The sequence below is a fragment of the Variovorax sp. Varisp36 genome (genome assembly GCF_047304235.1).
Lineage (GTDB): Bacteria > Pseudomonadota > Gammaproteobacteria > Burkholderiales > Burkholderiaceae_C > Variovorax.
In genome coordinates this window covers 33,780-59,519 of the sequence record NZ_JBGLYU010000022.1, presented here as the reverse complement: position 1 = coordinate 59,519, position 25,740 = coordinate 33,780, and the positions used below count along the sequence as shown (strand labels likewise).

30 protein-coding genes are annotated in these 25,740 nt (G+C 67.0%); 9 read left to right on the top strand and 21 right to left on the bottom strand.

The window, feature by feature from the left end; translation table 11 throughout:
• Positions 1-123 precede the first annotated feature (123 nt).
• Positions 124-576 (top strand): CBS domain-containing protein, encoded by a 453-nt coding sequence (locus tag ACCD11_RS15140; protein WP_007835053.1) that lies wholly within the window; start codon positions 124-126, stop codon positions 574-576.
• 27 nt (positions 577-603) lie between these two features.
• Here the strand turns inward: ACCD11_RS15140 and ACCD11_RS15135 are convergent, their stop codons facing one another.
• From ACCD11_RS15135 to ACCD11_RS15125, 3 genes are read right to left on the bottom strand one after another with little or no spacing between them, the layout of a single operon-like run.
• Positions 604-1,692: a nucleoside hydrolase gene (locus tag ACCD11_RS15135; protein WP_413314487.1), complete on the bottom strand. Its 1,089-nt coding sequence runs from the start codon at positions 1,690-1,692 to the stop codon at positions 604-606.
• A 7-nt stretch (positions 1,693-1,699) separates the two neighbouring features.
• On the bottom strand, positions 1,700-2,677 hold the full coding sequence (locus ACCD11_RS15130) for a Bug family tripartite tricarboxylate transporter substrate binding protein (RefSeq protein WP_007835057.1): 978 nt from the start codon (positions 2,675-2,677) through the stop codon (positions 1,700-1,702).
• Between the two features lie 8 nt (positions 2,678-2,685).
• Positions 2,686-3,777 (bottom strand): adenosine deaminase family protein, encoded by a 1,092-nt coding sequence (locus tag ACCD11_RS15125; protein ID WP_413314486.1) that lies wholly within the window; start codon positions 3,775-3,777, stop codon positions 2,686-2,688.
• Positions 3,778-3,863: 86 nt separating this feature from the next.
• On the opposite strand from ACCD11_RS15125, the gene ACCD11_RS15120 reads away from it, so the two are divergent.
• On the top strand, positions 3,864-4,829 hold the full coding sequence (locus ACCD11_RS15120) for a LysR family transcriptional regulator (RefSeq protein ID WP_413314485.1): 966 nt from the start codon (positions 3,864-3,866) through the stop codon (positions 4,827-4,829).
• Between the two features lie 5 nt (positions 4,830-4,834).
• Here ACCD11_RS15120 and ACCD11_RS15115 read toward each other — a convergent pair whose 3' ends face one another.
• Positions 4,835-6,052, bottom strand: a complete 1,218-nt coding sequence (locus tag ACCD11_RS15115) for a polyhydroxyalkanoate depolymerase (RefSeq protein ID WP_413314484.1) — start codon at positions 6,050-6,052, stop codon at positions 4,835-4,837.
• Positions 6,053-6,133: 81 nt separating this feature from the next.
• Between ACCD11_RS15115 and ACCD11_RS15110 the strand changes: the two genes are divergently transcribed.
• Positions 6,134-6,790 carry a glutathione S-transferase gene (locus ACCD11_RS15110; RefSeq protein ID WP_413314483.1) on the top strand — a complete coding sequence of 219 codons (657 nt, stop codon included), beginning with the start codon at positions 6,134-6,136 and terminating at the stop codon, positions 6,788-6,790.
• A 21-nt stretch (positions 6,791-6,811) separates the two neighbouring features.
• Here the strand turns inward: ACCD11_RS15110 and ACCD11_RS15105 are convergent, their stop codons facing one another.
• Positions 6,812-7,639, bottom strand: coding sequence for a helix-turn-helix domain-containing protein (locus ACCD11_RS15105; RefSeq protein ID WP_413314482.1), 828 nt, complete (start codon positions 7,637-7,639; stop codon positions 6,812-6,814).
• A 110-nt stretch (positions 7,640-7,749) separates the two neighbouring features.
• Between ACCD11_RS15105 and ACCD11_RS15100 the strand changes: the two genes are divergently transcribed.
• Both ACCD11_RS15100 and ACCD11_RS15095 read left to right on the top strand, forming a co-directional pair.
• Positions 7,750-8,736: a tripartite tricarboxylate transporter substrate binding protein gene (locus ACCD11_RS15100; RefSeq protein ID WP_413314481.1), complete on the top strand. Its 987-nt coding sequence runs from the start codon at positions 7,750-7,752 to the stop codon at positions 8,734-8,736.
• A gap of 20 nt (positions 8,737-8,756) precedes the next feature.
• Positions 8,757-10,073: a Rieske 2Fe-2S domain-containing protein gene (locus tag ACCD11_RS15095; RefSeq protein ID WP_413314479.1), complete on the top strand. Its 1,317-nt coding sequence runs from the start codon at positions 8,757-8,759 to the stop codon at positions 10,071-10,073.
• Here ACCD11_RS15095 and ACCD11_RS15090 read toward each other — a convergent pair whose 3' ends face one another.
• Genes ACCD11_RS15090 through ACCD11_RS15065 form a run of 6 tightly spaced genes read right to left on the bottom strand, consistent with a single transcriptional unit; the run spans position 10,074 to position 13,848 of the window.
• Entirely contained in the window at positions 10,074-10,421 is a 348-nt protein-coding gene (locus tag ACCD11_RS15090; RefSeq protein ID WP_007835080.1) for a DOPA 4,5-dioxygenase family protein, read from the bottom strand.
• Positions 10,422-10,428: 7 nt separating this feature from the next.
• A complete protein-coding gene (locus ACCD11_RS15085) occupies positions 10,429-10,632 on the bottom strand; it encodes a DUF4166 domain-containing protein (RefSeq protein ID WP_007835082.1) in 204 nt (67 codons plus the stop codon).
• Positions 10,633-10,683: 51 nt separating this feature from the next.
• Positions 10,684-11,748, bottom strand: coding sequence for an SRPBCC family protein (locus ACCD11_RS15080; RefSeq protein WP_413314478.1), 1,065 nt, complete (start codon positions 11,746-11,748; stop codon positions 10,684-10,686).
• 40 nt (positions 11,749-11,788) lie between these two features.
• The gene (locus ACCD11_RS15075; RefSeq protein WP_413314476.1) at positions 11,789-12,748 is read right to left on the bottom strand and encodes an SAM-dependent methyltransferase; all 960 of its coding nucleotides are present in this window, start codon (positions 12,746-12,748) and stop codon (positions 11,789-11,791) included.
• A gap of 32 nt (positions 12,749-12,780) precedes the next feature.
• Complete coding sequence (locus tag ACCD11_RS15070; RefSeq protein WP_413314475.1) at positions 12,781-13,203, bottom strand: thiol-disulfide oxidoreductase DCC family protein; 423 nt, start codon at positions 13,201-13,203, stop codon at positions 12,781-12,783.
• A 60-nt stretch (positions 13,204-13,263) separates the two neighbouring features.
• Entirely contained in the window at positions 13,264-13,848 is a 585-nt protein-coding gene (locus ACCD11_RS15065) for a GbsR/MarR family transcriptional regulator (RefSeq protein ID WP_007835089.1), read from the bottom strand.
• Between the two features lie 117 nt (positions 13,849-13,965).
• Here ACCD11_RS15065 and ACCD11_RS15060 point away from each other — a divergent pair, with 117 nt between their 5' ends.
• The 3 genes from ACCD11_RS15060 (at position 13,966) to ACCD11_RS15050 (ending at position 17,371) form a co-directional block, all read left to right on the top strand.
• On the top strand, positions 13,966-15,060 hold the full coding sequence (locus tag ACCD11_RS15060) for a PA0069 family radical SAM protein (protein ID WP_413314473.1): 1,095 nt from the start codon (positions 13,966-13,968) through the stop codon (positions 15,058-15,060).
• A 344-nt stretch (positions 15,061-15,404) separates the two neighbouring features.
• Complete coding sequence (locus tag ACCD11_RS15055; protein ID WP_413314472.1) at positions 15,405-16,331, top strand: LysR family transcriptional regulator; 927 nt, start codon at positions 15,405-15,407, stop codon at positions 16,329-16,331.
• Between the two features lie 365 nt (positions 16,332-16,696).
• Entirely contained in the window at positions 16,697-17,371 is a 675-nt protein-coding gene (locus tag ACCD11_RS15050) for a hypothetical protein (RefSeq protein WP_413314471.1), read from the top strand.
• Positions 17,372-17,465: 94 nt separating this feature from the next.
• On the opposite strand, the gene gnd is transcribed toward ACCD11_RS15050, so the two are convergent.
• The 4 genes from gnd to ACCD11_RS15030 all read right to left on the bottom strand — a co-directional run bounded on the left by gnd (position 17,466) and on the right by ACCD11_RS15030 (position 21,096).
• Positions 17,466-18,887, bottom strand: coding sequence for a decarboxylating NADP(+)-dependent phosphogluconate dehydrogenase (gene gnd, locus ACCD11_RS15045; RefSeq protein WP_413314470.1), 1,422 nt, complete (start codon positions 18,885-18,887; stop codon positions 17,466-17,468).
• 177 nt (positions 18,888-19,064) lie between these two features.
• Complete coding sequence (arsC, locus tag ACCD11_RS15040) at positions 19,065-19,496, bottom strand: arsenate reductase (glutaredoxin) (RefSeq protein ID WP_007835100.1); 432 nt, start codon at positions 19,494-19,496, stop codon at positions 19,065-19,067.
• Positions 19,493-20,785: an arsenic transporter gene (locus ACCD11_RS15035; RefSeq protein WP_413314467.1), complete on the bottom strand. Its 1,293-nt coding sequence runs from the start codon at positions 20,783-20,785 to the stop codon at positions 19,493-19,495. The genes arsC and ACCD11_RS15035 overlap by 4 nt, the downstream gene beginning before the upstream one ends.
• On the bottom strand, positions 20,779-21,096 hold the full coding sequence (locus ACCD11_RS15030) for an ArsR/SmtB family transcription factor (protein WP_007835104.1): 318 nt from the start codon (positions 21,094-21,096) through the stop codon (positions 20,779-20,781). Before ACCD11_RS15030 ends, ACCD11_RS15035 begins: the two co-directional genes overlap by 7 nt.
• A gap of 140 nt (positions 21,097-21,236) precedes the next feature.
• Here ACCD11_RS15030 and ACCD11_RS15025 point away from each other — a divergent pair, with 140 nt between their 5' ends.
• Positions 21,237-21,965 (top strand): alpha/beta fold hydrolase, encoded by a 729-nt coding sequence (locus ACCD11_RS15025; RefSeq protein WP_007835108.1) that lies wholly within the window; start codon positions 21,237-21,239, stop codon positions 21,963-21,965.
• Between the two features lie 4 nt (positions 21,966-21,969).
• Here the strand turns inward: ACCD11_RS15025 and ACCD11_RS15020 are convergent, their stop codons facing one another.
• The 6 genes from ACCD11_RS15020 to ACCD11_RS14995 are packed head-to-tail and all read right to left on the bottom strand — an operon-like array spanning position 21,970 to position 25,721.
• Entirely contained in the window at positions 21,970-22,581 is a 612-nt protein-coding gene (locus ACCD11_RS15020; RefSeq protein WP_413314465.1) for a 3'-5' exonuclease, read from the bottom strand.
• A complete protein-coding gene (locus tag ACCD11_RS15015; protein WP_413314463.1) occupies positions 22,578-22,973 on the bottom strand; it encodes a TfoX/Sxy family protein in 396 nt (131 codons plus the stop codon). Before ACCD11_RS15015 ends, ACCD11_RS15020 begins: the two co-directional genes overlap by 4 nt.
• Positions 22,970-23,359, bottom strand: a complete 390-nt coding sequence (locus ACCD11_RS15010; protein WP_056520849.1) for a VOC family protein — start codon at positions 23,357-23,359, stop codon at positions 22,970-22,972. The genes ACCD11_RS15015 and ACCD11_RS15010 overlap by 4 nt, the downstream gene beginning before the upstream one ends.
• A gap of 25 nt (positions 23,360-23,384) precedes the next feature.
• On the bottom strand, positions 23,385-23,879 hold the full coding sequence (locus tag ACCD11_RS15005) for a GNAT family N-acetyltransferase (RefSeq protein ID WP_237726109.1): 495 nt from the start codon (positions 23,877-23,879) through the stop codon (positions 23,385-23,387).
• 43 nt (positions 23,880-23,922) lie between these two features.
• Positions 23,923-24,801: an S-formylglutathione hydrolase gene (gene fghA, locus ACCD11_RS15000; RefSeq protein ID WP_413314460.1), complete on the bottom strand. Its 879-nt coding sequence runs from the start codon at positions 24,799-24,801 to the stop codon at positions 23,923-23,925.
• Positions 24,798-25,721 (bottom strand): alpha/beta fold hydrolase, encoded by a 924-nt coding sequence (locus ACCD11_RS14995; RefSeq protein WP_413314459.1) that lies wholly within the window; start codon positions 25,719-25,721, stop codon positions 24,798-24,800. Before ACCD11_RS14995 ends, fghA begins: the two co-directional genes overlap by 4 nt.
• Positions 25,722-25,740: the final 19 nt, after the last annotated feature.

Below are 25,740 nucleotides of genomic sequence, written 5' to 3'. Positions count from 1 at the left end.
CTGGCAATGCCCCGTTACGTCTGCAATTCATGCGTCCGCGACATGGGCGCTCAGGTCGGCGTCGATTGTGGGCTATATTCAAATCGGCACGCCGCCGAGATAGAAGTCCGAGAGGAGCAAACGATGAAAGTCAGCGACATCCTTCGCGTCAAGGGCAATACGCTCTTCACCATCACGCCAGACGACCTGCTGGCAGAAGCCGCCAACACCATGGCGGAAAAGGACATCGGTTCGCTGGTGGTCATGGAGCATGGCGACCTGGTCGGCATGCTCACCTTTCGCGAAGTGATCGTTGCCGTCGTCAAGAACGGCGGCCAGATCGGCACCACGCTCGTGCGCAAGGCCATGGACGACGCGCCGGTCACCTGCACCCTGGAAACCGACCTCGACGAAATCCGCCGCATCATGCTGGAGCGCCACGCGCGCTACATGCCCGTGATGGACAAGCGCATGCTGATGGGCGTGATCAGCTTCTACGACGTGGCCAAGGCCGTGGTGGACAGCCAGAACTTCGAGAACAAGATGCTCAAGGCCTACATCCGCGATTGGCCTGCGGAGGACGAGAAGGCCGGCTGACCGGCCGGCCCGCGCGGCGTCCCCCGTTCAGGGCAGCCGCGCGATCTCCGCGCGCAGCAGCGCGTGGAAGCCTTCGGCATCGGCCTCGCCGATCCACAGCGCATTGGGCGCGCGGCGGTTGTAGCCGCGAAAATCGACCACCGTCGCGCCGGTCGTGAACTCCCCCTTGGTCTCCACGTCCACGCTCACCTTGGCGCCCTTGAACAGCTCGGGCCGCAGCAGGTACGCGATCACGCAGGGGTCGTACACCGGCCCCACGGCCACGCCGCGCCGGCGCACGCCGTACGCCATCATCGAATCGAAGATGTCTGCCACCACCTTGCCGGCGTTGTTGCCCATGGCGCGAAAGGGCGCGATACGCTCGGGCGTCACCAGCACACGGCGGGCCGCGTCGTGCGACATGGCAGTCACCGGCACGCCGCTGCGGAACACGATCGAGGCCGCCTCCGGGTCTGCATACACGTTGAAGGTGGCGGCGGGCGTGATGTTGCCGCCCACGCCCCAGGAGCCGTCCATCACCACGATCTCTGCAATGGCGGGTTTGATGTCGGGCGCCGAGTTGAGCGCGGCCGCGAAGTTGGTGAGCGGCCCCAGGCCCACGAGCGTGATGCTCTTCGGCGGCGCGGCGCGCAGCGTCTCGACGATGTACTGCACCGCGTGGGTGGGCATCAGCGGGCCGCGCGGCTCGTGCAGCGTCGGGCCTTCCATGCCGGTCTTGCCATGCACGTCGTCGGCGAAGATGGGCTCGCGCACCAGCGGGCGCGGATAGCCGGCATAGACCGGGATGTCGGGCCGGGCGGCCCAGTCGCGCACGATGCGCGCGTTCTTTGCGGTCACGGCCAGCGGCAGGTTGCCCACGCTCACCGTCAGCGCCTTGATGTCGAGCCGGTCGGTGGCGGCCATGGCCATCAGCAGCGCGACGGCGTCGTCCTGGCCGGGGTCGGTGTCGATGATGACTTGGCGCTTGCCGCTCGAGGGCGGCAGTTGTGCAAGCGGCGTGCCGGCCAGCGCCTGCGCCAGCTCGGCGGGGCCGGGGCTCTGCGCGAAGGCCATGCCGGCAAGGCCGGCGGCGGACGCGCCGAGGAGCGCGCGGCGGGACAGCAGCGGCGAGCTCATGGTGCGCTCACTCCTTGATGTTGGCGGTTTGCACGATCTTCTGGTTGCGGGCGTACTCGGCCTGCACGAACTTCCCGAACGACTCGGCCGTGCTGTTGCCCGGCAGCGCGCCTTGCTCCAAGAGCTTGCTGCGCACGCCTTCTTCCTGCAGCACCGCGTTGAGCTCGCGGTTGATCTGCGCGACCACCGCCGGCGGCGTCTTCGCGGGCGCGAAGATGCCGGTCCAGCTCACCATGTCGAAGCCCTTGAGGCCGGGCATCTCGTCGAATGTGGGCACGTTGGGCAGCGCGGCCAGCCGCTTGCTGCCGGTGATGCCGAGCGCCTTCAGGCGCTTGCCGTTCACGTGCGGGATGGCGCTGGTGCTGACCAGCATCGCCAGGTCGACCTGATCGCCGATCACGTCGGTGGCGATCTGTGCGCCGCCGCGGTAGGGCACGTGCGTGACGAAGATGCCGCTGCGTTCCTTCAGCAGCTCCATGGCGAGCTGCAGCACCGTGCCCACGCCCGAGGTCGCGTAGTTGTACTTGCCGGGCTTGGCCTTCGCGAGCTTCACGAAGTCGGAGAAAGTCTGGGCCTCCAGGCCGGGCCGCGCCACCAGCACCATCGGCGCGGTGTTGAGCAGGCCCACCGGCGCCAGGTCTTTCAGCGGATCGAAGCGGAAGGCCGAGGGGTTCACCAGCTTGCCGATGGCGATGGCGCTGTCGGGCCCTGCCACCAGCGTGTAGCCGTCGGGCGCCGCGTTCACGGCCTTGGCCACGCCGATGGCGCCACCCGCGCCGGCCACGTTCTCCACCACCACCGACTGCTTGAGCCGCTCGCCGAGGCGCTGGGCCACGAGGCGCGCGTTCACGTCCACGCTGCCACCGGCCGTGAAGGGCACGATCAGCGTGATGGGCTTGGCCGAGGGCCACGCCTGCGCGAGGGCCACGGTGGGCAGGGCGGCGCAGAGCGCGGCGGCGAGTAGCAGGCGACGGGGCGTGTTCATGGCGTGGGTCATCCGTGGGAGGAGGGAGTGGGTTCTGTGTCGAGGCGGGCGCGCAGCGAATCGAATTCATCGCTCCACTGCGTGCGCCATGCGCGGCGCTGCGTGCCGTCGATCCACGCGCCGTCGAGGCCGTTGTGCATGAAGCAGCGCAGATCGTCCAGGCCGAAGCCGAAGTCGCGCACCATCATCAGCCAGGCCTGCGTGGGCGTGACCTTGTGCAGCGTCGGGTCGTCGGTGTTGGGGTGGATGCGCAGGCCCAGGCCGGGCATGCGGCGGATCGGATGGTCCAGCGCCCAGCGCTCGGGCGCCAGCGTGCGCAGATAGTACGAGTTGGTGGGCACCACGGTGAAGATCACGCCGCGCTCGGCGCACCGGCGCGCGAAATCGGGCTGGTCGACCACCGTGTAGCCGTGGTCGATACGGTCGACCTGCAGCACGTCGAGCGCGGTGCGCACGTTGGTCCAGGGCATGCCGAACTCGCCCGCGTGCGCGGTGGTCTTGAGGCCGGCCTTCTTCGCATTGGCATAGGCCTGCGTGAAGAGCTCCGGCGGGCGGTCGACCTCGCGGTAGTCGATGCCGATGCCGATCACCTCCTCGCAGCGGTGCGCCTTGACCCATTCGACCATCTCCACGGCGGCCTCGGGGCTGGCTTCGCGGTCGATGGCTGCGATGAGACGGCCGACGATGCCGAACTCCTGCTGCGCATCGTGGATGGCGCGAACGATGGCGCCTTGTGCGTGCGGATAGGCAATGCCCGAGCCGTGCACCGTGCCGGTCGGGTTCCAGAAGAACTCGGCGTAGCGCACGTTGTGGGCGGCCGCGTCCTGCAGGTATTCGAGCGTGAGTTGGTAGAGGTCGCCGGCGCTGCGCACCAGCTGGGCGTCGAGCGCGCGCAGCACGCGCAGCACGCCGACCGGTTTTTCGCCGCGCGTGTAGAAGCCCTCGATCTCGTCGGCCGCCAGCGGCGAGCCCGCGCGCTGGTTGAGCTGCTTGAAGGTTTCGTGGCGCACCGTGCCGAACAGGTGGCAATGCAGCTCGGCCTTGGGGATGGCGCGGAGCATCGATTCCAGCGTGAGCAGGGCAGGGGTGGGGCTGGTCATGCGGGCCAGTCTAGTAACGGAGGCCTCATAAGGAAAATTTTGAATTTCTATAATTTGATTCGCTGAATCAATAACCGGAAGTGCCCATGGCCGCCTTGCCCCTGCGTGCGCTCACGCTGCGCCAGCTGCAGTTCTTCTCGGTGCTGGTGGAAGAAGGCCAGTTCGGCCGCGCGGCCCGCAGGCTGGCCATCACGCAGCCGGCTTTGAGCAATGCCATCAAGCAGATGGAAAAGCTGCTCGGCGCCGAACTGCTGTCGCGTTCCACCCACCGGCTCGAACTCACGCCCGTGGGCGCCGAAGTGCTGGCGCGCACCGACTTTCTCGTCAACACCTTCGAGGTGGCGCTGCGCGACATCGAGAGCACAGTGCAGCGCGGCCGCGCCTTCGTGCGCATCGGCGTGATTCCCTCGGCCAGCGCGCGCGTGGCGGCGGCGGCCAGCGAATTCCTCAAGAGTGGCGGCGAGCGCGAGGTGGAACTGGCCTGGCGCGACGCGCCGTCGAACACGCTGCTGGCCGAACTGCGCAGCGGCCAGATCGACATGGCGGTGGCCGCGATCACCGAGCCGCCGGGCGGCTTGACCTGCATCGACCTGTTCCGTGACCCGCTGGTGCTGGTGGTGCGGCGCGACCACGCACTGGCCGCGGCCGGCGGCGCGAACTGGGAGGCCATCGGCAGCGAGCGGCTGGTGCTGTTCGAGAGCGGCAGCATGCCGGCGCTGGGCAACCCGGCGCGCGCGCAGTTCGCGCAGGGTGCGCAGCCGTACCGGGTGAGCTATTCCGAGACGCTCTATGCGCTGGTGCGCAGCGGACAGGCGCTGGGGCTGATGCCGCGTCTGTACACCTCGTCGCTGCGCGACCCCGAACTGGCCGTGGTGCCGCTGCTGAAGCCGCGCATCGAGCGCCGCGTGGTGCTGGCCTACCTGCCGGGGCCGATGCGCAACGTGGTGGCGCAGGAACTCATTGCCTTCCTGCGCGAGCGCCTGCCGCAGGCCGGCGAGGCGACGGTGCGGCGCGTGAGCGGCAAGGGCGCGCGGGCGCGGCGCCAACCGTAGTCAATTCAGCCCAGCTCGGCCGCGGCGTGGATCGTCTCGCGCACGCGCGGATAGATCTGCGCGTTCCACTTGCTGCCGCTGAACACGCCGTAGTGCCCGACGCCGGCCTGCAGGTGGTGTGCCTTGAGGTAGGGCCGGATGCCCGTGCAGAGGTCTTGCGCCGCCACCGTCTGCCCCACGGAGCAGATGTCGTCACGCTCGCCTTCCACCGTGAGCAGCGCGGTGCGGCGGATGGCGGCCGGGTTCACGGTGCGCTCGCCGACGGTGAGCTTGCCCAGCGGCAGGTCGTAGGTCTGGAACACGCGCTCCACTGTCTCCAGGTAGAACTCGGCGGGCAGGTCGTTCACCGCCAGGTATTCGTCGTAGAAGGCGCCGATGGTGCGGGCCTTCTCGACGTTGCCTTCGACCAGGTGGCTGTACATGTCCTGGAACTGCTTCTTGTGCCGCTCGGGGTTCATGCTCATGAAGGCCGACAGCTGCAGGAAGCCCGGGTACACGCGCCGCATCATGCCGGCGTGCGGCCACGGCACATGGCTGATGAGGTTGCGCCTGAACCAGTCGATGGGCCGGTCGGTCGCGAGCTTGTTCACCGCCGTGGGGTTGATGCGGCAATCGACCGGGCCGGCCATCAGCGTCAGGCTGCGCGGCGTGGCGGGGTTGTCGTCCTCGGCCATCAGCGCGGTCGCGGCCAGTGCGGCCACGCAGGGCTGGCACACCGCCACCATGTGCACGCCCGGGCCCACGGCCTCCAGGAAGCCGATGAGCTGCAGCGTGTAGTCGTCCAGCCCGAAGCCGCCATGCCACAGCGGCACGTCGCGCGCGTTGTGCCAGTCGGTCAGGTACACGTCGTGGTCGCGCAGCAGGGTGCGCACCGTTTCGCGCAGCAGCGTGGCGAAATGGCCCGACAGTGGCGCGGCCAGCAGCACTGGCGGATGCACCGCATCGGTGTTCTTGCGGAAGTGCAGCAGGGTGCCGAAGGGCGAGACGAGGGTTTTCTCCTCGTGCACGGCCACCTCGGCGCCGTCGGAAACCACGCTGTGGATGCCGTAGTCGGGCCGGGTGTGGGTCAGCCGCATGCGCGAGAACACCTCGAATTGGGCCGCCATGCGCCGCAATATGGTGCGTTCGGTGCCTTCCTTCCAAAGGGCTTGGCCCAGGTATTGCGCCGCGAGCCGCGCCGGAGAGAGCAGGTCGGCTTGGTTCTGGTAGGCCCGGTACAGCATGGGTCTCGAGCAGGCAAGTTGCGGGCCAGCCAGATGGCATGGCGCTTGCACGCAACTGCGCAAAGCCCAAGGAGCTAGACGATGGCCAAACCCGTTCTCACCATCAGCAGCAAGAACTACGGCGCGTGGGCGCTGCGCGGCTGGCTGATGTGCAGGCTGGCCGGGCTGGATTTCAGCGAGAAGGTCATCCCGCCCGACGACCCGGCCATGAAAGCCGAGATGCTGCTGCTGTCGTCCTCGATGCTGGTCCCCTCGCTGCAGCACGGCGGCGTGAAGGTGTGGGACACGCTGGCCATCGGCGAGTACCTCAACGAGATCAAGCCCAAGGCCGGCCTGTTGCCCGCCGACGTGGCGGCCCGCGCCCACTGCCGCGCCATCTGCGGCGAGATGCATTCGGGCTTCGCCTCGATGCGCGGCGCGCTGCCGATGAACATCAAGGCCCATTTCAAGAACTTCAAGGTGTGGTCGCGCGCGCAGGCCGACATTGACCGCATCGTTGCCATTTGGCGCGAGTGCCTCAAGGCCTACGGCGGCCCGTTCCTCTTCGGCAGCCAGCCGGGCATGGCCGACGCGATGTATGCGCCGGTGGTCACGCGTTTCCTGAGCTACGACGTGGCGCTGGACAGCGTGTGCGCGGCCTACTGCAAGCGGGTGATGGAACTGCCGGCCATGAAGGAATGGGTGGCTGCGGCGAAGCAGGAACCCGACGAGATCGACGAGCTGGATGCGGAGTTCTGAACTCCGGCCCTGCCTCGCACTTCATTCATTGGCGGGCGGCGGCTCGAAGCCGCCCTGCGCCAGCTTGCGCTCGATGTTCTGCGCGGCCTGCTGCATGTCGGCGAGGTGCGCGGACACGATCTCGCGCTCGCTTTTCACCGCCGGCAGCCACGCGCAGCTGAGACAGCCAACCACCCTGTCTTCGTGGCGCAGCGGCACCGACACCGCGCCGAAGCGATCGGGCGAATCCAGGCTGGTCGAGGTGGGGTCGCGCGCCACATAGCCCAGGTCGCGCGCGTGCGCCACCATGCGGCGGACGTTCTCGGGGCGCCGTGCGGCGCGGTCGAAGTCGTTCGGCGAGCGTGCCAGCGCGGCGAGGATCTCGCGCCGTTCGTCCTCGGGACAGAACGACAGGTAGCAGCGGCCCAGCGACGACAGCAGCATCGGCGGGCGGAAACCCAGCGCGCGGTAGTTGACCGCCAGGCCGTTGCGCGGCCGGTCGGTGTCGAGGATGAGCATGGCCGTGCCGTCGCGCACGCCCAGGTCGATGGGCCATGGCACCAGCCGCTGCAGCGTGGCGCGCGCGGGAGCGGCAAGCGCCGAAAGCCGCGTGCGCCACGCCGCCACGGGCCCCGACTGGCCGGTCGCCGACGCGGGCACATAGCGTTTGTCGTGCTCGCTGCGCTCGACCCAGCCCCCCTGCTGCAGCGTCTTGAGGATGCGCAGCAGCGTGGCTTTCGACACGCCGGTCTGCCGGTGCAGCTCCTGCAGCGTCACGGCCGAGGAGCGCTGGATGGCCAGCATCACGTCGAGCCCGCGGCGCAGCGCGTCGATCGACTTCACGCTCTGCGTGCCCATGGTGTCGGACATGCCGGCCTCCAGAAAAAGGTTCACTGAGTGAAACTATATCTTCTGGCCATGCAGCGTCGTTCCTACAGTGCGTTCGACCCCAACGTCGTCCCACCGAGAAGGAAAAGAGCATGTTGTTTCACCACCGAAACGCGGCCCGCGCCGCTGCTGCAGCCGTTCTTTCGCTATGTGCCGCCACTGCGGCCATGGCGCAGGCATGGCCCACGAAGCCCATCACCATCGTCGTGGCCTATCCGGCGGGCGGCGACACCGACGCCATCGCGCGGACCTATGCCGAGAAGCTGTCGCAGCGCGTCGGCCAGCCGGTGCTTGTCGACAACCGGCCCGGCGCGAGCGGCATGATCGGCAACGTGTGGGTCGCCAAGGCGCAGGCCGACGGCTACACGCTGCTGTTCACGCCCAGTACCTTTCCGATCGCGCAGCATGTGCTGAAGACCGGTCCCGGCGTGGCGCATGACGTGGTGAAGGACTTCACGCCCATCGTGAAGACCGGCAACATCCCGTTGCTGCTGGTCACCGCGCCTGCGACCGGCATCCAGAGCGTGGCGCAGCTCGTGGCCGGCGCGAAGGCCGGCAAGGCCTTCACCTACGGCACGCCGGGCGCGGGCTCGCCGATGCACATCGCGGGCGAGCTGCTCAACAAGGACGCGGGCATTGCCGCGACGCATGCGCCGTACCGCGGCGTAGCCCCCGTGGTCAACGACACGCTCGGCGGCCACGTCAGCGTGGGCTGGATCACGCCCGGTGCCGTGTCGGGCCACATCGCCGCCGGCAAGCTGATCCCGCTCGCGGTCGCCGAGCGCCAGCGCACGAAGCTGATGCCCAACGTGCCCACCTTCATCGAACTGGGCTACCGGGACGTGGACGTGAGCGCATGGATGGGCCTGCTCGGCCCGAAGGCCATGCCCGCCGATGTCGTGCAGGCGCTCAACCAGCACTTCAACGAAATCCTGAAGATGCCCGACGTGCAGGCCAAGATGGCCGCGCTCGGCATCGAGCCCGTCGGTGGCGCGCCCGCCGTGCTGGCGCGCCAGATCCTGGATGACGACCAGCGCTTCGGAAAGCTGGTGCGCGAGTTCGGCATCCGCGCCGATTGAAGGACGGGGAGACGACAAGCATGTTGAGCGAAGAAAAAAACCGCCTGCTGACCGAAGTGGGCCCCGGCAAGCCGATGGGCGACTACCTGCGCCGCTACTGGCACCCGATCGCCGGCGCCAGCGAGTTCGACGGCAAGGCCGTGAAGCCGCTGCGCATCCTCGGCGAAGACCTCGTGCTCTACAAGGACCTGAGCGGCAACTACGGACTGGTCAACCGCCGCTGCCCGCACCGCAATGCCGACATGTCCTACGGCTACGTCGAGAAATGCGGCCTGCGCTGCAGCTACCACGGCTGGCAATACGACCAGGGCGGCCAGTGCATTCACCAGCCCTTCGAGGAAACGCTGGACCCCGGTGCGCGCATGCGCAGGAACACAAAGATCAAGGCCTACCCGGTGCAGGAGAAGGCCGGCCTGCTCTGGGCCTACATGGGCCCGCTGCCCGCGCCGCTGCTGCCTGACTGGGAGCTGTTCAACTACAAGAACGGCTTCGCGCAGGCGGTGTTCGCGGAGATTCCGTGCAACTGGTTCCAGTGCCAGGAAAACTCCATCGACCCCGTGCACTTCGAGTGGACCCACAACAACTGGACCACGCGCCTGCAGGGCGAGGAAGGGCCGTACGTGCCCACGCATCTGAAGCTGGCCTTCGAGGAGTTCGAGCACGGGTTCGTCTACAAGCGCCTGCGCGGCGGCGAGCGCGAAGACAACGTGATGTGGACCACCGGCCGCGTCACGCTGTGGCCCAACGGCTTCTTCCTGGGCCATCACTTCGAATGGCGTGTGCCCATCGACGACCACCATACGCTCAGCGTGCTGTGGGTGCTGAGCCGCGTGCCGACCGAGCAGGAGCCCTATGTGCAGGAGCGCATCCCCTCGTGGTACGGGCCCATCAAGGACCCGGCCACCGGCCGCTGGATCACCAGCCACGTCGCCAACCAGGACTTCGTGGTGTGGGTGGGGCAGGGCACCGTCACCGACCGCACGCGCGAGAAGCTGGGCCAGAGCGACAAGGGCATCGTGATGATGCGCCGCCGCTTCTTCGAGGAGATCGAGGCGATGCAGGCCGATCCGGCGCACGAGCCCAAAGGGCTGATCCGCGACGCGGAGAAGAACCGCGATGTGTTCCTGCCCTCGGCCTGCCGCGACGAGATGCTGAGCGGCCTGCCGCGTGCCGAACTGGCCGCGCATCCGCTGCTGGGCCCGTACCTGAAGGACTTCTTCGGGCAGGCCGGCCAGCCCGACGACGTGCGCGCAGCCTACGAACAGGCCATCGGCCAGAAGGTCGAGGGCGCGACCTTCTTCAAGGTGCACGGTGCCGGCTCGGAAGAGAAGGCCTAGTCAGTGCCGGAACATCCGCAGGTCGAGTGCGCTTTCTTCGCCGAGCCACATGGCATGCGCCGTGTGGTCGGCAAGGTCGTCGCCCGTCACGCCGTGCACGAACACGTCGAGCCCGTCGCGGTTGGCTTCGAGCCAGCCGATGACCTGGTCGAACTCGGCGGCGTCGAAGGCGATCTGGCAGCTCCAGTGCGGATGCGGCCCCACCAGCCGCTCGTGCACGCGGCCGACCACCACCATCAGCTCGCGGCCCGCGCGCTCGCAAAGGGCCTTGGCCTGCGCGAGCGTGTCGGGCCCGAAATAGACGTGGGCGTGATACTGGGCGTAGAGGTTCTCTGGGCGGCGCGGCATGGTGCGCTCATTGTGATCCCGTTCGCGGGCCGAGGTGAAAGCGCCCGCTGTATCGGAACACGTCGCCGAGCCAGCGGTGGCGCAGCAGCATCTTGATCGTGAAGCGGTCGGCATCGGCCGGGTCGGGCCGTTCTTCGACGTAGGCGGTGCCGAGAAAGAGGCAGAGCGGCAGCGGAATGCGCAACCCCGCGATGCGCCAGACATAGCCCATGTCAGTCCCAGGCGGGGCCCAGCGCTTGCTGGAAGACGGGCTGCACCGTCGTCATCCGGCGGTGGGCGGCATTGCCGTGGCTTCGCTGCGCGCCTTGTAGAAGCGCAGGATGTTCTCCGAGGCGTCGTCCAGCAGCAGATGCATGACACGGTCGGCATACCAGTTGAAGCTGGTGCTCAGCCGCCACGACACCGCCACGCGAAGCTCGGTGCCGCCGTCGCGTGGTGTCAGCGTGTAGGTGGCGTCGCGCAGGTCGAAGTATTGGCCGCCGATCATCACGTGGTCGTCGAGCGCGCCGGCCGGGAAGGAATCGGGCGAGAAGCGGAAGCGCCACTTCAGCAGGCGGTTGGGCTCCCACTCGGTGATGACCTCTTCGAAATGCACGTTCTTCTGCCACTGCACCTGGCGCACGCGGCCCTCGGGCGCGTCGACCGTCACGCCCGACACCGGCATCGGCACGCCGATGCGGTAGGCCCATGCGTCGCCGACCTCGGCGGGGCGGATGTCGCTCGCGGCATTGAGCTCGTGCCACACCCGCTCGGGCGGCGCTGCGATGAAGAGCGCGCGCGAGGTGTTGGAGAAGCGGTCGGGGTTGGACAGTTGGGGCTCGATGGCGCCGAGCACCAGCGGCAGCATCGCGAAGCTGTAGATGGCCTGCTTGGGCCAGTTGGTGACGCGGCACACGATGCCCATCGCGAGCCCGCCCACGCTGCCCATGGTGGCGAACAGCGGCACGATGACGATGGCGCAGATCAGGCCTTCGATGAACACCAGCAGCGTTCCGCCGACGAAGAGCGAGGTCGCCACCCACGGCGCCCAGATGTAGTACCCCCAGCTGCGGCGCTCGATGCGCTCGGCCATGTACACCGTGACCGCGCCGCATACCGCGGGCACGAAGTAGACGAAGGAAGCCAGCATGGCCGAGTAGGGCTTGCCGGGGGCGCTGCTGAAAAAGAGGCGCAGCACGAGCGCGACCGCGGCGCCGATGGTCATCGGCCAGAACCAGCCGAAGGGCATGCCGCGAACGGGCTTGGGCTGTGCTTCTTCGCTCATCGCGGGCTGCGGCTCGACGGGGGGCAGCCCGGCGAACCTGCTTTCTTCGGGATCGTTTTGCATGAAAAGCCTCTTCTCCTGTCTGTTTGTATTCGTGTTGCGCTCAGTCGGCGCGGCGCCTGGCGGTGACCATGCAGTAGTCGAAGTCGCGCCAGAACATGCCCAGCGCCAACGCGCAGTAGCTGGCCACGATGTGCTTGCGCCGCCATGGGCTGAGCCTGCCGCGCGCCTTCCAGAGTTCGGCCAGCGTGAAGCGGGTGGCCAGTACCGGGATGTGCAGCGCGCTGGGCGCGACGCGCCAGCGCAGCGACTTCACTTCCACGTCGTCGAAGCCGTGCTCATGCAGTGCAGCGATGAAGTCTTCGCGCACGGCCAGTGTGGGCACGGCCCAGCTGTCGGCCCACAGGCGGTGCAGCCAGCCCGCGAGGCGACCGGGGCTGCGGCGAAGCAGGAAACCGTCGACCACCGCGAGGCGCGCGCCTGGCCTCAGCAGCCGCGCGGCTTCGCGGATGAAGTCGGCCTTGCTGGTGCCGCCGGCATAGCAGGCGCTTTCCACGGCCCACGCGCCATCGGCCTGTGCTGCGGGCAGGCCGGTGCGGGTGTAGTCGGCCTCGATGTGCGCCATGCGGTCGGTCACGCCCGCGGCGGCGTCGAGCTTCGCGGCGATGCGGTTCTGCACGGCGACGTTGGTCACGGTGATGGCGTAGAGCGATTCGTGGTCGCCAACCAGCGTGCGCGCGGTGGCGCCGGCGCCGCAGCCCAGGTCGATCACGCAGCGGTGTTGCGCCGCGCTGCCGGGCCGTGCCTGGCCGAGCTGCAGCGCGCGGCCGACCACGCGATTCATTTCCACCAGCATGCCTTCGCGCCGCAGTGGGTTCAGGCCTGCGCGCCAGAAGCCGAAGTGCATGTTGTAGCTGGGACTCCACGCGCTGTAGTCGACTGCGACTTCGGTGAAGTAGTCCTGCGTGTCCTCGGCCGTGATGGGCGCGCTTGCGTGGCTCGCCGGGATACGCAGGGGCGTGTCGTGGGGCGTGCGGAAGTCGGGCCGGAAAACAGTGGACATGGCGATTCCCTCAGATGGTTGTTCGTTGGTTCTCAGAGGCGGCAGTTGCCGTCGTCGCAGGAGGGCGCGACGCGCCCCGCCAGCCTTGCGGCCAGCCAGCGCGGAATGCGGTAGCGGTTGCGCGCCAGCAGCGCATAGGCGCGGTCGGCCAGCGGTGCGACCAGAGGCAGGTCGAGCAGGAAGCTGCCGCTGGACAGGCCGACCGCCGTGCGGCAGATGCGGATCGCCGGCACGCCGACGAAGACCCGGCCTTCGGCGTCCGATACGTGGATGGCCGCCATCAGCGCGCTGCGCGGGGCCGGACCGCTGCTGAACGCCACTGGCGAGCAGTCGACCAGTTGCAGCCGGGCTTCCGCGTCGCGCGCCTTGAGGCTGCCCATTTCGGCAGAGCAGATCGCGCAGCTGGCGTCGAAGTAGATCGTGAGCGGGTAGGCGGGAAGGGCGGGGCGGCTCATGGCGTTCTTTGTTATCGATATTTCTGTCAAAACAGAAATAAATGGGCAAAAAAAGAGACCTCAGATCATCGGCAGGCTGGCGTGGTGCGCGTCGGGGTCATCGCCCTTGCCGGGCGACGCCGATTCGCCGCGAACGAACTTCTGCACGCTGGCGCCCAGCGTCATCACCTTGTCGAGCGTGCCGGGCGACAGCCGCAGCATTTCGTCGGCCCAGGTGGCGAGCTTGTCCATGAGTTCCATGGTGGAGCGGATGCGGTCCTGCGCATCGGCGGGCTCCTTCTGGAAGTCGGGGCTGGAAACCAGCTCGCGCAGCACGCGCACGGTCGGGTCGAATTCGCGTTCCTTGCGCTCGCGCACGACGGTGCGGAACAGCTCCCACACGTCGACGCTGGTCTCGAAATAATCGCGGCGGTCGCCCAGCGTGTGGGTCACGCGCACGAGGTTCCAGGCCTGCAGTTCCTTGAGGCTGTTGCTGATGTTGGAGCGGGCCACGCCGAGCGTTTCGCTCAGTTCCTCCGCGTTCATCGGCTTGCCGTGCGCGAAGAGCAGCGCGTGGATCTGCGAGACGGTGCGGTTGACGCCCCACATCGAGCCCATTTCACCCCAGTGCAGCACGAACTTGCGTTGAATGTCGGTGAGTTCCATGGCGTCGAGTTTAGGATTTACGAAATTTCTGTCAACAGAGAAATAGAAAAATTGGCGACGAATGTGAATCGGTGAAATACTGTATGAATACACAGTATTTCAGCCCAAGGAGCTGCCATGCCAACTGCACGGATCCCCGTTCACGCCATCAAGGGCCGCGGTGCGGCCACGCAACTCGCGCACCGTTTCTCGAAGGACGAGCGCAGCGCCTTCGACGACGGCTGGGGCACGCTCGAGGAAGGCGTGGCCGAGGCCGACGAGCTGCAGCCCATCGCCACCGAGATCCGCTTCGAGGACGTGAAGTCGGTGCTCAACGAGAACGACTCGCCCGACGTCCCCTTCGACCGTTCGATCAATCCGTACCGCGGCTGCGAGCATGGCTGCATTTATTGCTTTGCCCGGCCCACGCACAGTTACCTGAATCTCTCTCCGGGCCTCGACTTCGAGACCAAGCTCATCGCCAAGCGCAACATCGTCGAGGTGCTGCGCGCCGAACTTGGGCGCAGGAGCTATCGGCCCAGCTACATCGCCATCGGAACCGCCACGGACTGCTACCAGCCCATCGAGCGCGAATTGCGGCTCACGCGCTCGATCATCGAACTGCTGAAGGAAACGAGGCATCCGTTCGCGCTGGTCACCAAGTCGAGCGCCATCGAGCGTGACCTCGACCTGATCGCGCCCATGGCGGCCGACCGCCTTGCGGCCGTGTACGTCACCGTGACCACGCTCGACGGCGAACTCGCCCGCAAGCTGGAGCCGCGCGCCGCAGCGCCGCATCGACGGCTGCGAGCCATCCGCACGCTGGCCGCGGCCGGCGTGCCGGTGGGTGTGAGCGTAGCGCCGCAGATTCCCTTCGTGACCGAAGACATGGAACTGGTGCTCGAGGCCGCGTGGGAAGCCGGTGCGCGCAGCGCCTTCTACACGGTGGTGCGGCTGCCTTGGGAGGTCGCGCCGCTCTTCAAGGAATGGCTTGCGCTGCACTATCCGCAGCGCGCCGACCGCATCATGGCGCGCATCCACGAGATGCGCGGCGGCAAGGACTACGACGCCGACTTCGCCACGCGCATGAAAGGCTCAGGCCTGTGGGCCGACCTGATCCATCAGCGTTTCGAGAAGGCTGCGAACCGCCTCGGCTTCAACCGCGAGCGCATTCCGCTGGACATCACCGCGTTCCGGCCGCCGGGCGCCGTGGGGCAGGGCAGCTTGTTCTAGTGGTGCGGGCTGGAAGCAGCAAAGATTCATATATGAATCGGCAAAGGGCCAATTGCGGAAAAAACGTCTTGGCGGAGATAGTGGATTAGATCAACTATCTGCTATTTCCATATAAATGGCAGCCGCGCGAAATAGCCCTCCGGCGATGACCTATTTGAAATTTATTTTGCGAAGGCACCCGTCGACGATAATTGGTCAGTTGCCGTTCAGTTTCTTGTAATTGTATCCGCACCTCATAGACTTTAATCGATTGCAAAGCAGAGATTGATCGATAGCAAAAATAGAATTGATAAATCGAAGCGCCACAAGCGAAATTGCAGTCACCTATTGACAGAAAGAATCTCGTGCTCGACCTGAATGAAGTCGCAATGTTCGTCCAAGTCGCGCGCTTCGGCAGTTTTGCCGAGGCGGCGCGGCAGCTGCGCATGCCCTCGGCAACGGTGAGCCGCCGCATCCAGCAGCTCGAGGCGCGCCTGGGCACCCGGCTGATGCAGCGCTCGACCCGCAAACTCACGCTGACCAGCGCGGGAGAAACCTTTCGTGAACGATGCGGCCCCGCGGTCGAGGAGCTGATCGAAGCAGGGCAATCGCACGTCTCCGGCAGCCAGGAGCCGTGCGGCCCGGTACGGGTGGCTGCATCGGCCAGCTTCTTCGAATACTTCGAGATGGAATGGGTGACGGCGTTTCTCGATGCGCATCCGTTGGTCCAACTCGACTTCGTTCTCAGCGATGTCCCAGCGGATCTCATTGCCGATCGCATCGACGTGGCATTTCGCATCGGCCCGCTGGCCGATTCGAGCTACGTTTCCCGAAGGATTTTCGCGAGCCACGCTGGCCTCCTGGCCAGCCCCGCCTACCTGGCGGCGCACGGTGTACCCGCCACGCTGCAAGAGCTGAGCGAGCACGAATGCCTGACGCAGCCACCGGAAACCGGCAGCCACGCCACCTGGCGCCTGCAGGGGCCTGACGGCACAGAGGAAGAAGTGCGAGTGAGAGGGCGCTTCACCAGCAACGTGCAGGTGGCGCTGCGCAGGGCCGCCTGCGCCGGGCTCGGCATCGTCGCGTTGCCGGCGGTCCTGACGGCATCGGAAGTGGCCACGGGCCAGCTGGTGCCCGTGCTGCCGCTGTACATGCGAGCGGGACGCGGGATGAGCGTGGTGTATCCCAGCCGCCAACAGCGCCCCCTGGCGGTTTCGGCATTCGTCGACATGGCGGTGGAAAAACTCTGCCTGCAGGAATGGATGCCGCTGTCCAGCGCGGAGCCTGTGTGAACGAGGGTGGGTGGCCTCAATTGGCGCGACCCATACTGGGGAATTGAAATTTTTCTTGGTGCATGACATGCAATGTGTCATGCCCATTGCCTCAAAACTGAGTGGCTGACTCCCACTTGCGGCGCCAGTAACGAGTCATAAAGTAGTAAAAAATTGTCGCGTGCGCTGATTCGTTTCATGCGGAATGTCCTTGCGGACTGCTTCGAATTGAACGCATCTTTCAGTACGGGCCAATTCATCCATTTTCATCGTTTTCAAGATGGATCGAACTTTATTTGGCAAGGAGATAGCGGATGCAAATTGATCGAATTGGCGCGAAGTGCCGGCGGTGAACTGACATGAGCGCCGCAAGCAGGACACGCCCATTGCTGAGGCTCGGCGTCTACAAGCTGCCGCTTGCCGAAGTCGTCGTGATCCAGACGATCGTGCGGCTGTATGCGAGCGACGCCGCGTTCCCGTGGCAGCTGGTCAATGCGCCGCCGTACGACGCGCTGCTGGTCGATGGTGCCGCCGTGGAAGAGGGCTGCCCGCAGGTGGCCGGCATGGCCGCTGCCGTGCTCAGGCTCACGCGCATGCATTCGGGCGGAAAGCCGGACACGCTGGAGCGGCCGATACGTGCCGACAGGCTGCAGCAATGGCTCAAGACCACCGAGCACGCGCTGCGCGAGGCCATGCCCGCGCGGTCGACGCTGGACGACGCAGCCGCCATGGAGATCGAGGTTTCCGATTCGGTGCGCTTCATGCTCCGCCGCTGGCCGCCAGCCCTGCTGTTGCGCAACGACCTCGACAACATCCGCATGGCGAGCCTGCTGGCACGGCGTGCATTGAACGCGGGCGAACTGGCCGACATCAGCCAGCTTCCGTTCTCCCAGTGCGTTTTATTCCTGCATTCGCTGCAAACGGCCGGTGTGCTTGAACTGCATGTGGGGCCGGCTGTGCTCTCCCACGCGCCGCGCAGCGACGGGGCAGTGCGACGCGACTTCGGGCCAGGTCTCATCAACGGCATCCGCCGCCGGCTGGGCCTGCGAACTTCATGCTGAAGGAAGGATGAAGGAACTTCTGAGGGAGGTCCGGTCCCGCCGCGCCACCGTATTGGCGACGGCTGCGCGGTGATCACTTCGAGGGAGAGCCAAGTCACCCAATGACTTCAGGCCAGTCCGTATGGAAGAACTGTCCTTCGGGTTTGTCGGTGCGCTCATACGTGTGCGCGCCGAAGAAGTCGCGCTGCGCTTGCAGCAGGTTCGCCGGCAGGCGCTCTGTGCGGTAGCTGTCGTAGTAGGCCAGCGAGGCGCTGAACGCCGGCACCGGAATGCCGTTGCTCACCGCCAGCGCCACCACCTCGCGCCAGTTCTGCTGCGTGCGGTTCAGCAGGTCCTTGAAGAACGGATCGAGCATCAGGTTGCCCAGCGCCGGGTCGGTGCGGAAGGCGTCGGTGATGCGGTTCAGGAAACGCGCGCGGATGATGCAGCCGCCGCGCCAGATGGAGGCGATGCCGCCGAGGTCGAGCCTCCATTGCTTCTTGTCGCCCATCGTCTTGATGAGGTCGAAGCCCTGTGTGTAGCTGATCACCTTGGAGGCATACAGCGCGTCGTGCACCTTGGCCACCAGCGCCTTCTTCTCGAGCGAGAGTTCGATCTTCGGGCCCTGCAGCACCTTGCTCGCCGCCACGCGCGCCTTCTTCTGCGACGACAGCACACGCGCCTCGACCGCGGCGTTGATGGTGCTGATGACCACCGCGTTCTCGGCCGCGTTGATCAGCGTCCATTGGCCCGTGCCTTTCTGGCCCGCCTTGTCGAGGATGAGGTCGACGATGGGCTTGCCCGTTTCCGGGTCCTTCTGTTCGAGCGCCTTGGCGGTGATCTGGATCAGATAGCTCTGCAGCTCGCCGTTGTTCCATTCGTTGAAGATCGCTGCCATCTCGTCCGTGCTGAAACCGGCCGCCTTGAACAGGCTGTAGGCCTCGCAGATCAGCTGCATGTCGCCGTACTCGATGCCGTTGTGCACCATCTTCACGTAGTGGCCGGCTCCGCCGGGGCCGATATGGATCACGCAGGGCTCGCCGTCCACCTTGGCCGCGATGCTCTCGAAGATAGGCTTCATCACCTCCCAGGTGGAAAGCGGGCCGCCCGGCATGATCGACGGGCCCTTGCGCGCGCCTTCCTCGCCGCCCGACACGCCCGCGCCGATGAAGCGCAGGCCCTTGGCTGCAAGGTAGGCGTCGCGGCGCTCGGTGTCGGTGTAGAGGCTGTTGCCGCCGTCGATGACGATGTCGTCCTTGTCGAGCAGCGGGATGAACTGTTCGATCACCTGGTCGACCGGCGCGCCGGCCTTCACCATGATCTGGATCTTGCGGGGCCTGGCCAGGCTCTGAACGAACTCCTCGAGCGTCTTCGCGCCGACCAGCTTCTTGCCGGGGTTGGCCGCGATGAAGGCTTCGGTGGTCGCCTCGGTGCGGTTGTACACGCTGACCTGGAAGCCGCGGCTTTCCACGTTCAGCACGAGGTTCTGGCCCATCACGGCCAGGCCGATCAATCCGAAATCGCTTTTGTTGCTCATGGCCCCTTCTTTCATGTGCGTGCGCCGGAATGCCAGCGCACCGGTTTGATTCGCGGAACATTTTGCCGGTGTCGGGCCTGGGACAGAGATGGGCGCGTTTTATTCCCGCTTGGCAAGCGGGCATGGCTTGGGGTGTGGGCGCGGTCCGCGAAGTGCCCCGCGTCGAGCCTGGGCAGCTCAGGGCTTGGCGGCGCGCTGGCCCTTCGCGTCGATGACCACCTCGCCGTCTTCCTTCAGGAAAGCGCCTTGCTGCGGATGCGGCAGGATGTCGAGCACAGCTTCCGAAGGCCGGCACAGCCGCGTGCCGAGCGGCGTCGTCACTATCGGCCGGTTGATGAGGATGGGGTGCTGCAGCATGAAGTCGATCAGCTGTTCGTCGGTCCACTTCGGGTCGTCGAGGCCGAGTTCGTCGTACGGCGTGCCCTTGCGGCGCAGCACCTCGCGCACCGGAATGCCCATCGCGGCGATGAGCTGCTTCAGCGTGGCGCGGTCGGGCGGGTGCTGGAGGTACTCGATGACCCTGGGCTCGTCGCCCGTGTTGCGGATCAGCGCGAGCACGTTGCGGGACGTGCCGCAGGCGGGGTTGTGATAGATCGTGATGTCGTTCATGGAAGTGGAATGCTCAATCGAAGTGCCAATGCCGCAAGGGTCACGAACAGCACAGGCAGCGTCAGCACGATGCCGATCTTGAAGTAATACCCCCAGCCGATGGCCGTGCCCTTCCTGGCGAGCACGTGCAGCCAGAGCAGGGTGGCAAGGCTGCCGATGGGCGTGATCTTGGGGCCGAGGTCGCAGCCGATCACGTTGGCGTAGACCATCGCTTCCTTCACCGCGCCGCTCGCGTTCGATGCGTCGATGGACAGCGCGCCCACCAGCACCGTCGGCATGTTGTTCATGACCGACGAGAGCCCCGCCGCGAGAAAGCCCGTGCCCATCGCCGCGCCCCAGACGCCGCCTTGCGCAAAGACATTCAGCAGTGCGGCGATGTGGCCCGTCAGCCCCGCGTTGCGCAGCCCGTAGACCACGAGGTACATGCCCAGCGAGAAGACCACGATCTGCCAGGGCGCGCCATGCAGCACCTTCCTGATGCTGATCACCGGGCCGCGTCCCGCGACCGCCAGCAGCACGACCGCGCCAAAGGCCGCCACCGCGCTGACCGGCACACCCAGGGGCTCCAGTCCGAAGAAGCCTACGAGCAGCAGCAACAGCACGACCCAGCCCGCGCGGAAGGTCGCGGGGTCGCGGATCGCAGCGGCCGGCGGCTGGAGTTGGCCGACGTCGTAGCTTGTCGGGACGCCGCGTCCAAAGCGAAGCAGCAGCACCAGCAGGCTCGCGAGCACCGCCGCGATGTTCACGGGAATCATGACCGAGGCGTATTCGCCGAAGCCGATCTTGAAGAAGTCCGCCGAGACGATGTTCACCAGGTTCGACACGATCAGCGGCAGGCTGGCCGTATCGGCGATGAAGCCCGCCGCCATCACGAAGGCGAGCGTGGCCGCCGGCGAGAAACCCAGCGCGACGAGCATCGCCATCACGATGGGCGTGAGGATCAGTGCCGCGCCGTCGTTGGCGAACAGCGCGGACACGGCAGCGCCCAGCAGCACGATGAACGCGAACAGCAGCCGCCCGCGTCCGCCGCCCCAGCGCGCCACGTGCAGCGCGGCCCATTCGAAGAAGCCCGCTTCGTCGAGCAGCAGGCTGATGACGATCACGGCAATGAAAGTGCCGGTCGCGTTCCATACGATGCCCCAGACGACGGGGATGTCGGACAGCTGGACCACGCCGAGCAACAGCGCGACCGCCGCCCCGAGCGAAGCGCTCCAGCCGATGCCCAGCCCGCGCGGCTGCCAGATCACCAGCACGAGCGTGAAGATGAAGATTGCGACGGCGCTCAGCATGCCGGCGGGCACCCGGTGGTGCAGGGTTCGCCCTGGCAGCAGTTCTGCGTGAGGTAGGCAAGCAGGCCGTTCATCCGGTCGAACGCCGCACGGTAGATGAGGTTGCGGCCCTGCCGCTCCTGGGAGACGAGCCCCGAATGCATGAGTTCCTTGAGGTGGAACGACAGCCCCGTTGCCGGCACCTCGAGCGCTTCGGTCAGCGCGCCGGGCGTGAGGCCGGCCGGGCCTGCCTCCACCAGCGCACGGAACACCCGCAGGCGAACGGGCTGCGCCAGTGCGGCCAGGGCGTGGACGACGTCATCTTCTTTCATATTTCAAATATCGTTGAATTATTGAATCATAGCAGCGTCGATCCGGCGCGGGCCGGTCATCGCGCTGGCGCACAACGGCCACCCGCAGTACACCATTGCCCCTACAGTCATTCCCCTCACAACGAAGGAGACAAGCCCCCATGTCCGACACCTACGTTCTAGTCCACGGCGCGTGGCATACCGGCGCCGAGATCGAAGCCGTGGCCGACGGCCTGCGCGCAGCCGGCCACACCGCGTACTGCCCCACGCTTGCCGGCAACAACCCCGGCGACGACCGCGCCAGCACCACGCTGGAGGACGCGATCGCCTCGGCCGTGCGCTACATCGAGGAGAAGAATCTCACCGAGGTCCGCCTCGCGGGCCACAGCTACGGCGGCATGGTGATCTCGGGCGTGGCGGACCGCATCGCGCCACGCCTGAAGCGGCTGGTGTACATCAACGCCTTCGTGCCGCTCGATGGCGAGTCGCTCAACGACATGGTGCCGCCGCCATACGTCGCGATGTTCGACGCCGTGGCGGCGGCCAACGCCAACGCGGTGACCCTGCCTTTCGAGATCTGGCGCGAAGCCTTCATCAACGACGCCGACCTGGCGACCGCGCAGGCGGCCTACGAAAAGCTCAACCCGCATCCGTATCGCACCTTCACCGACAAGATCAGGCTGCGGCAGCCGCTGGCCGCGCTGGCGCTGGGCAAGTCGTACGTCAACTGCCAGCAGGACACCGCGATGCCGCACGGCATGCCGTGGCATCCGCGCCTGTCGGAGCGGCTGGGCCTGTTCCGCCTGGTGGAGTGCCCCGGCAGCCACGAGATGTTCTTCTCGAACCCCGGGCGGCTCGCGCAGGCGATCCTGGAGGCGGGGCGGGACTGACCGGTCAGCTGCCGCCGAAGAGCGCGTCGTACACGCGGATGGATGCATAGGCGTCATTGGCCGCGTAGCGGATCTGCGCCTCGGTGAGCTGCCGGTTGGCCCAGTTTGACGTGGTCGCCTTGCGCGACTTGATGAAGCGGCGGTTGAACACCAGCGCCACGGCCGCCTTCACGCCAACCGACTTGCGGTAGCCGCGGTGGCGGAATTCGGTGTCGATGTCGAACACCGCCTTCGGCTCGATGCCGAGCCGCAGGCGGATCAGCGTGAGATCGCCCGAGAGCCCGAAGCCGACCTTGCGCAGCTCGGCCGAGGCGATCAGCGCGGCCACCACCGGGTTGCACTCGGTGCGGTGCAGCTGGAACAGCCACGCCGTGTCGCGCGTCGAGAACTGCACCACGTGCGGGCCGCCCGACACCTCGTTCTTCGCGAAGGTGGGCTTCGATTCGGTGTCGAAGCCGGCGATGCCGGCTGCCAGCAGCGTGGCGGCCGCGCGCTCGGCCTCCTGCAGCGTGGTGACGACGACGATGTCCTTGGGACCGAGGCCTTCGAAGGGTTCGAGCAGCGCGATCTGTTCGCGTTCGGGAAGGGGCGGGAGCGTCGGGTTGTGGGCGCTCACCGGGAGGCTGCCTTGCTTGTCTTTTTCTTCACTGCGGCTTTCTTGGCGGGTGTTTTCTTCGGCTTCGGCGGCTGGCCCGAGCGCAGCGCCGCCTCGTAGGCCCGGCGGCCCCAGAGTGCGGCTTCGTTCCGGTCCTCGAACAGGTCCGCCGGGGCTTGCCGGTACGACATCGGCATCGACTGGCCCTGGCGCACGTAGGTGAACGGCGGCAGGTCGAGCGCGTCGAAGTACGGCGCGCTCTCGGCATCCGACTTGAGGTAGAGCGTGTCGTTGGCCACGAGGGCGATCATGCGGTCCTCGTGCCACACGCCATGGCCGCCGAACATGCGGCGCGTGCGGATGCGGCCCAGGCGCTCGAAGGTTTCGTGCAGGCTATCGACGAAATCGCTCATGCCGTGATCTCGATGCGGTTGCCGTCCGGGTCCAGCACCACGCTTTCGTAGTAGCCGTCGCCGGTGCGGCGCGGGCCGTCGAGCAGCGGATGGCCGTCGGCCTTCAGGCGTTGCGTGAGTTCGTCGACTGCTGCGTCGGAGCCCACGCTGATCGCGAGGTGCGTCCAGCCCATGCGCTGTGCGCCGGCCTCCGCCGTCACGGGAGAGAGCGTGCTCGTCGTCATGGCCTCGATGCGTGCGCCGTCGCCAAGGCTCAGGAAGCACGAGGCAAAGCCCTTGGCCGGATTGACGTAGCCCGCGCCGGCGGTGGCGCCGAAATAGTCGACATAGAAGCGCTTGCAGCGCTCGAGATCGGTGGTCCAGAGTGCGATGTGGTCGATGCGCATGGAGCGGGGAAAAATTGGAACGGGTTCAGCCGATGCGCCATGGCGGGCGCGCGGGCGACCAATGGTAGGCGATGCGTTCGCGGCCGCTCGTCGGATGGCGGTCGACCGCACCGCGCTGGAGGCCATAGCGCTCGTAGAAGCGCTGCGCCGGCGTGTTGGTGGCGGCCACGTGCAGCCACCAGCCGGTCGGAAGGCGCACGCAGGCCTCGTCGAGCAGGGCCTTGCCCAAGCCCTGGTTGCGCAGGTGGGGCTCGACGAAGAGTTGCGCCACGTACTCGCGCCGCTCCAGCAGCACCATGAACGCCAGCACCTGCCCGTCGCGCTCCGCCAGCACCACGTCGGCAGGCGCCCCGAATTCGGTCTGCACGCGGCGCAGCCAGTGAGCGATCGGCTCGATATGGGGGAGGCCCCGGTTGGCCGCGATCCACGCGCGGCGCCAGATGCCGGCCAGCACCATGTTCTCTTCGGCAGTGCCTTCGCGCGACCGCAGATGGAAGGCGGGAATTTGGGCGGCGGACATGTGTTTCATGATACGGCGCGAGGCCGCCGCGGTCGATGAGACTTTACGCGCGCAGCGTTTGCGCGTGGTGCGCAATGTGGTCGGCCATGAAGCTCTGGATGAAGTAGTAGCCGTGGTCGTAGCCCGCGTGGCGGCGCAGCGTGAGCGGCTGGCCGGCTGCGAAGCAGGCGGCCTCGAACGCCTCGGGGTGCAACTGCTCGGCGAGGAACTTGTCGGCCAGGCCCTGGTCGACGAGGATGCCTTGCGGGTAGGGCGCCGCGACCTGCGATTTCATGAGCGCGCTCGCGTCGTGCGCCAGCCACTGCGCGCGGTCGGCGCCGGGATGGCCCAGGTAGCCGCCGAACGCCTTCTCGCCCCATGGGCACTGCGTGGGTGCGCAGATCGGCGCAAAGGCCGAGAGCGATTTGAAGCGCCCCGGATGCCGCAGCGCCAGCGTCAGCGCACCGTGGCCGCCCATCGAGTGGCCGGAGATGCCGATGCGCTCGCCGTCGATGGCGAAGTGCCGGGCCACAAGCGGCAGCAGCTCGTGCACGATCCAGCTTTCCATGCGCCAGTGCGTGGCCCACGGCTCGCGCGTGGCGTCGAGGTAGAAGCCGGCGCCGATGCCGAAGTCCCAGTCGTCCTTCGCGCCAGGCACGCACTCGGCGGCGGGGCCGCGCGGGCTGGTGTCGGGCGCGATCAGCGCGATGCCCAGGCTCGCGGCCATGCGCTGTGCGCCGGCCTTCACCGCGAAGGTTTCCTCGTTGCAGGTCAGGCCCGCGAGGTAGAGCAGGGCGGGCACGCGCTCGTGCGCGACCTGCGGCGGCAGGTACACCGAGAAGCGCATCGGCAAGCCGATTTCATGCGAGCGGTGCTCGTGGAAGCTTTGCACGCCGCCGAAGGCGTGGTGTTCGGAAAGAGTCTTGGGGCTGTTGTCGGTCATTGCGGGTTTTGGCTGCGCAGGGCGGGTACGAGTTCGAGCACGGCATCGGCAAAGACGCGCGGCGCTTCCTGCGGCATGTTGTGGCCCACGCCGGGCACAAGGCGGTGCGAACGCGGCCCGCTGAAGCGGTGCGCGTGCGCCGATGCGTCGGCGGGCGGGCGCACGCCGTCGTCGAGGCCGTCGAAGGTGATGGTGGGCACTGTGATCGTGGGCTGGGCCGACAGGCGGCGTTCGATGTACGCATAGGCCGGGTCGCCCGGCACGAGGCCGAAGCGATGGCGGTACGACTGGATCACCACGTCCACGAAGTCGGGATGGTCGAAGGCGGCGGCGCTGCGCTCGAAAGTGGCGTCGTCGAATTTCCACGTGGGCGACCACAGCTTCCACAGCAGCTTCGTGAGCGCCTTGCGGTCTTTCCCGAGGCCGGCGCAGCCGCGGTCGCTGTGGAAGTAGTACTGGTACCAGAGGCTGTGCTCGTTGGCCGGCGTGTCCGGCTCCATCGCCTTGGCGATGTCCTGGATGTTGTAGCTGTTGAAAGACACCAGCCCCGCGACGCGTTCGGGCCACAGCGCCGCGACCACGCAGGCGGCGCGGCCGCCCCAGTCGTAGCCAGCCAGCACCGCGCGCTCGATCTTCAGCGCATCGAGCAGCGCGAGCAGGTCGGCGCCCAGCGCGGCCTGCTCGCCCGAGCGCGGCGTGGCCTCGCTCAGGAAGCGCGTGGCGCCGTAGCCGCGCAGGTACGGCACGATCGCGCGGCAGCCCTGGTCGGCCAGCATCGGCGCGACTTCGGCATACGTGTGGATGTCGTACGGAAAGCCGTGCATCAGCAGCACTGGCGGGCCATCGGCGGGGCCGGCTTCGAAGTACGCAACTTCGAGCACACCGGCCTCGATCTTGTGCAGGGGCTCCATGCGGGTCATGGCCGGTGCCTGCAGTGGT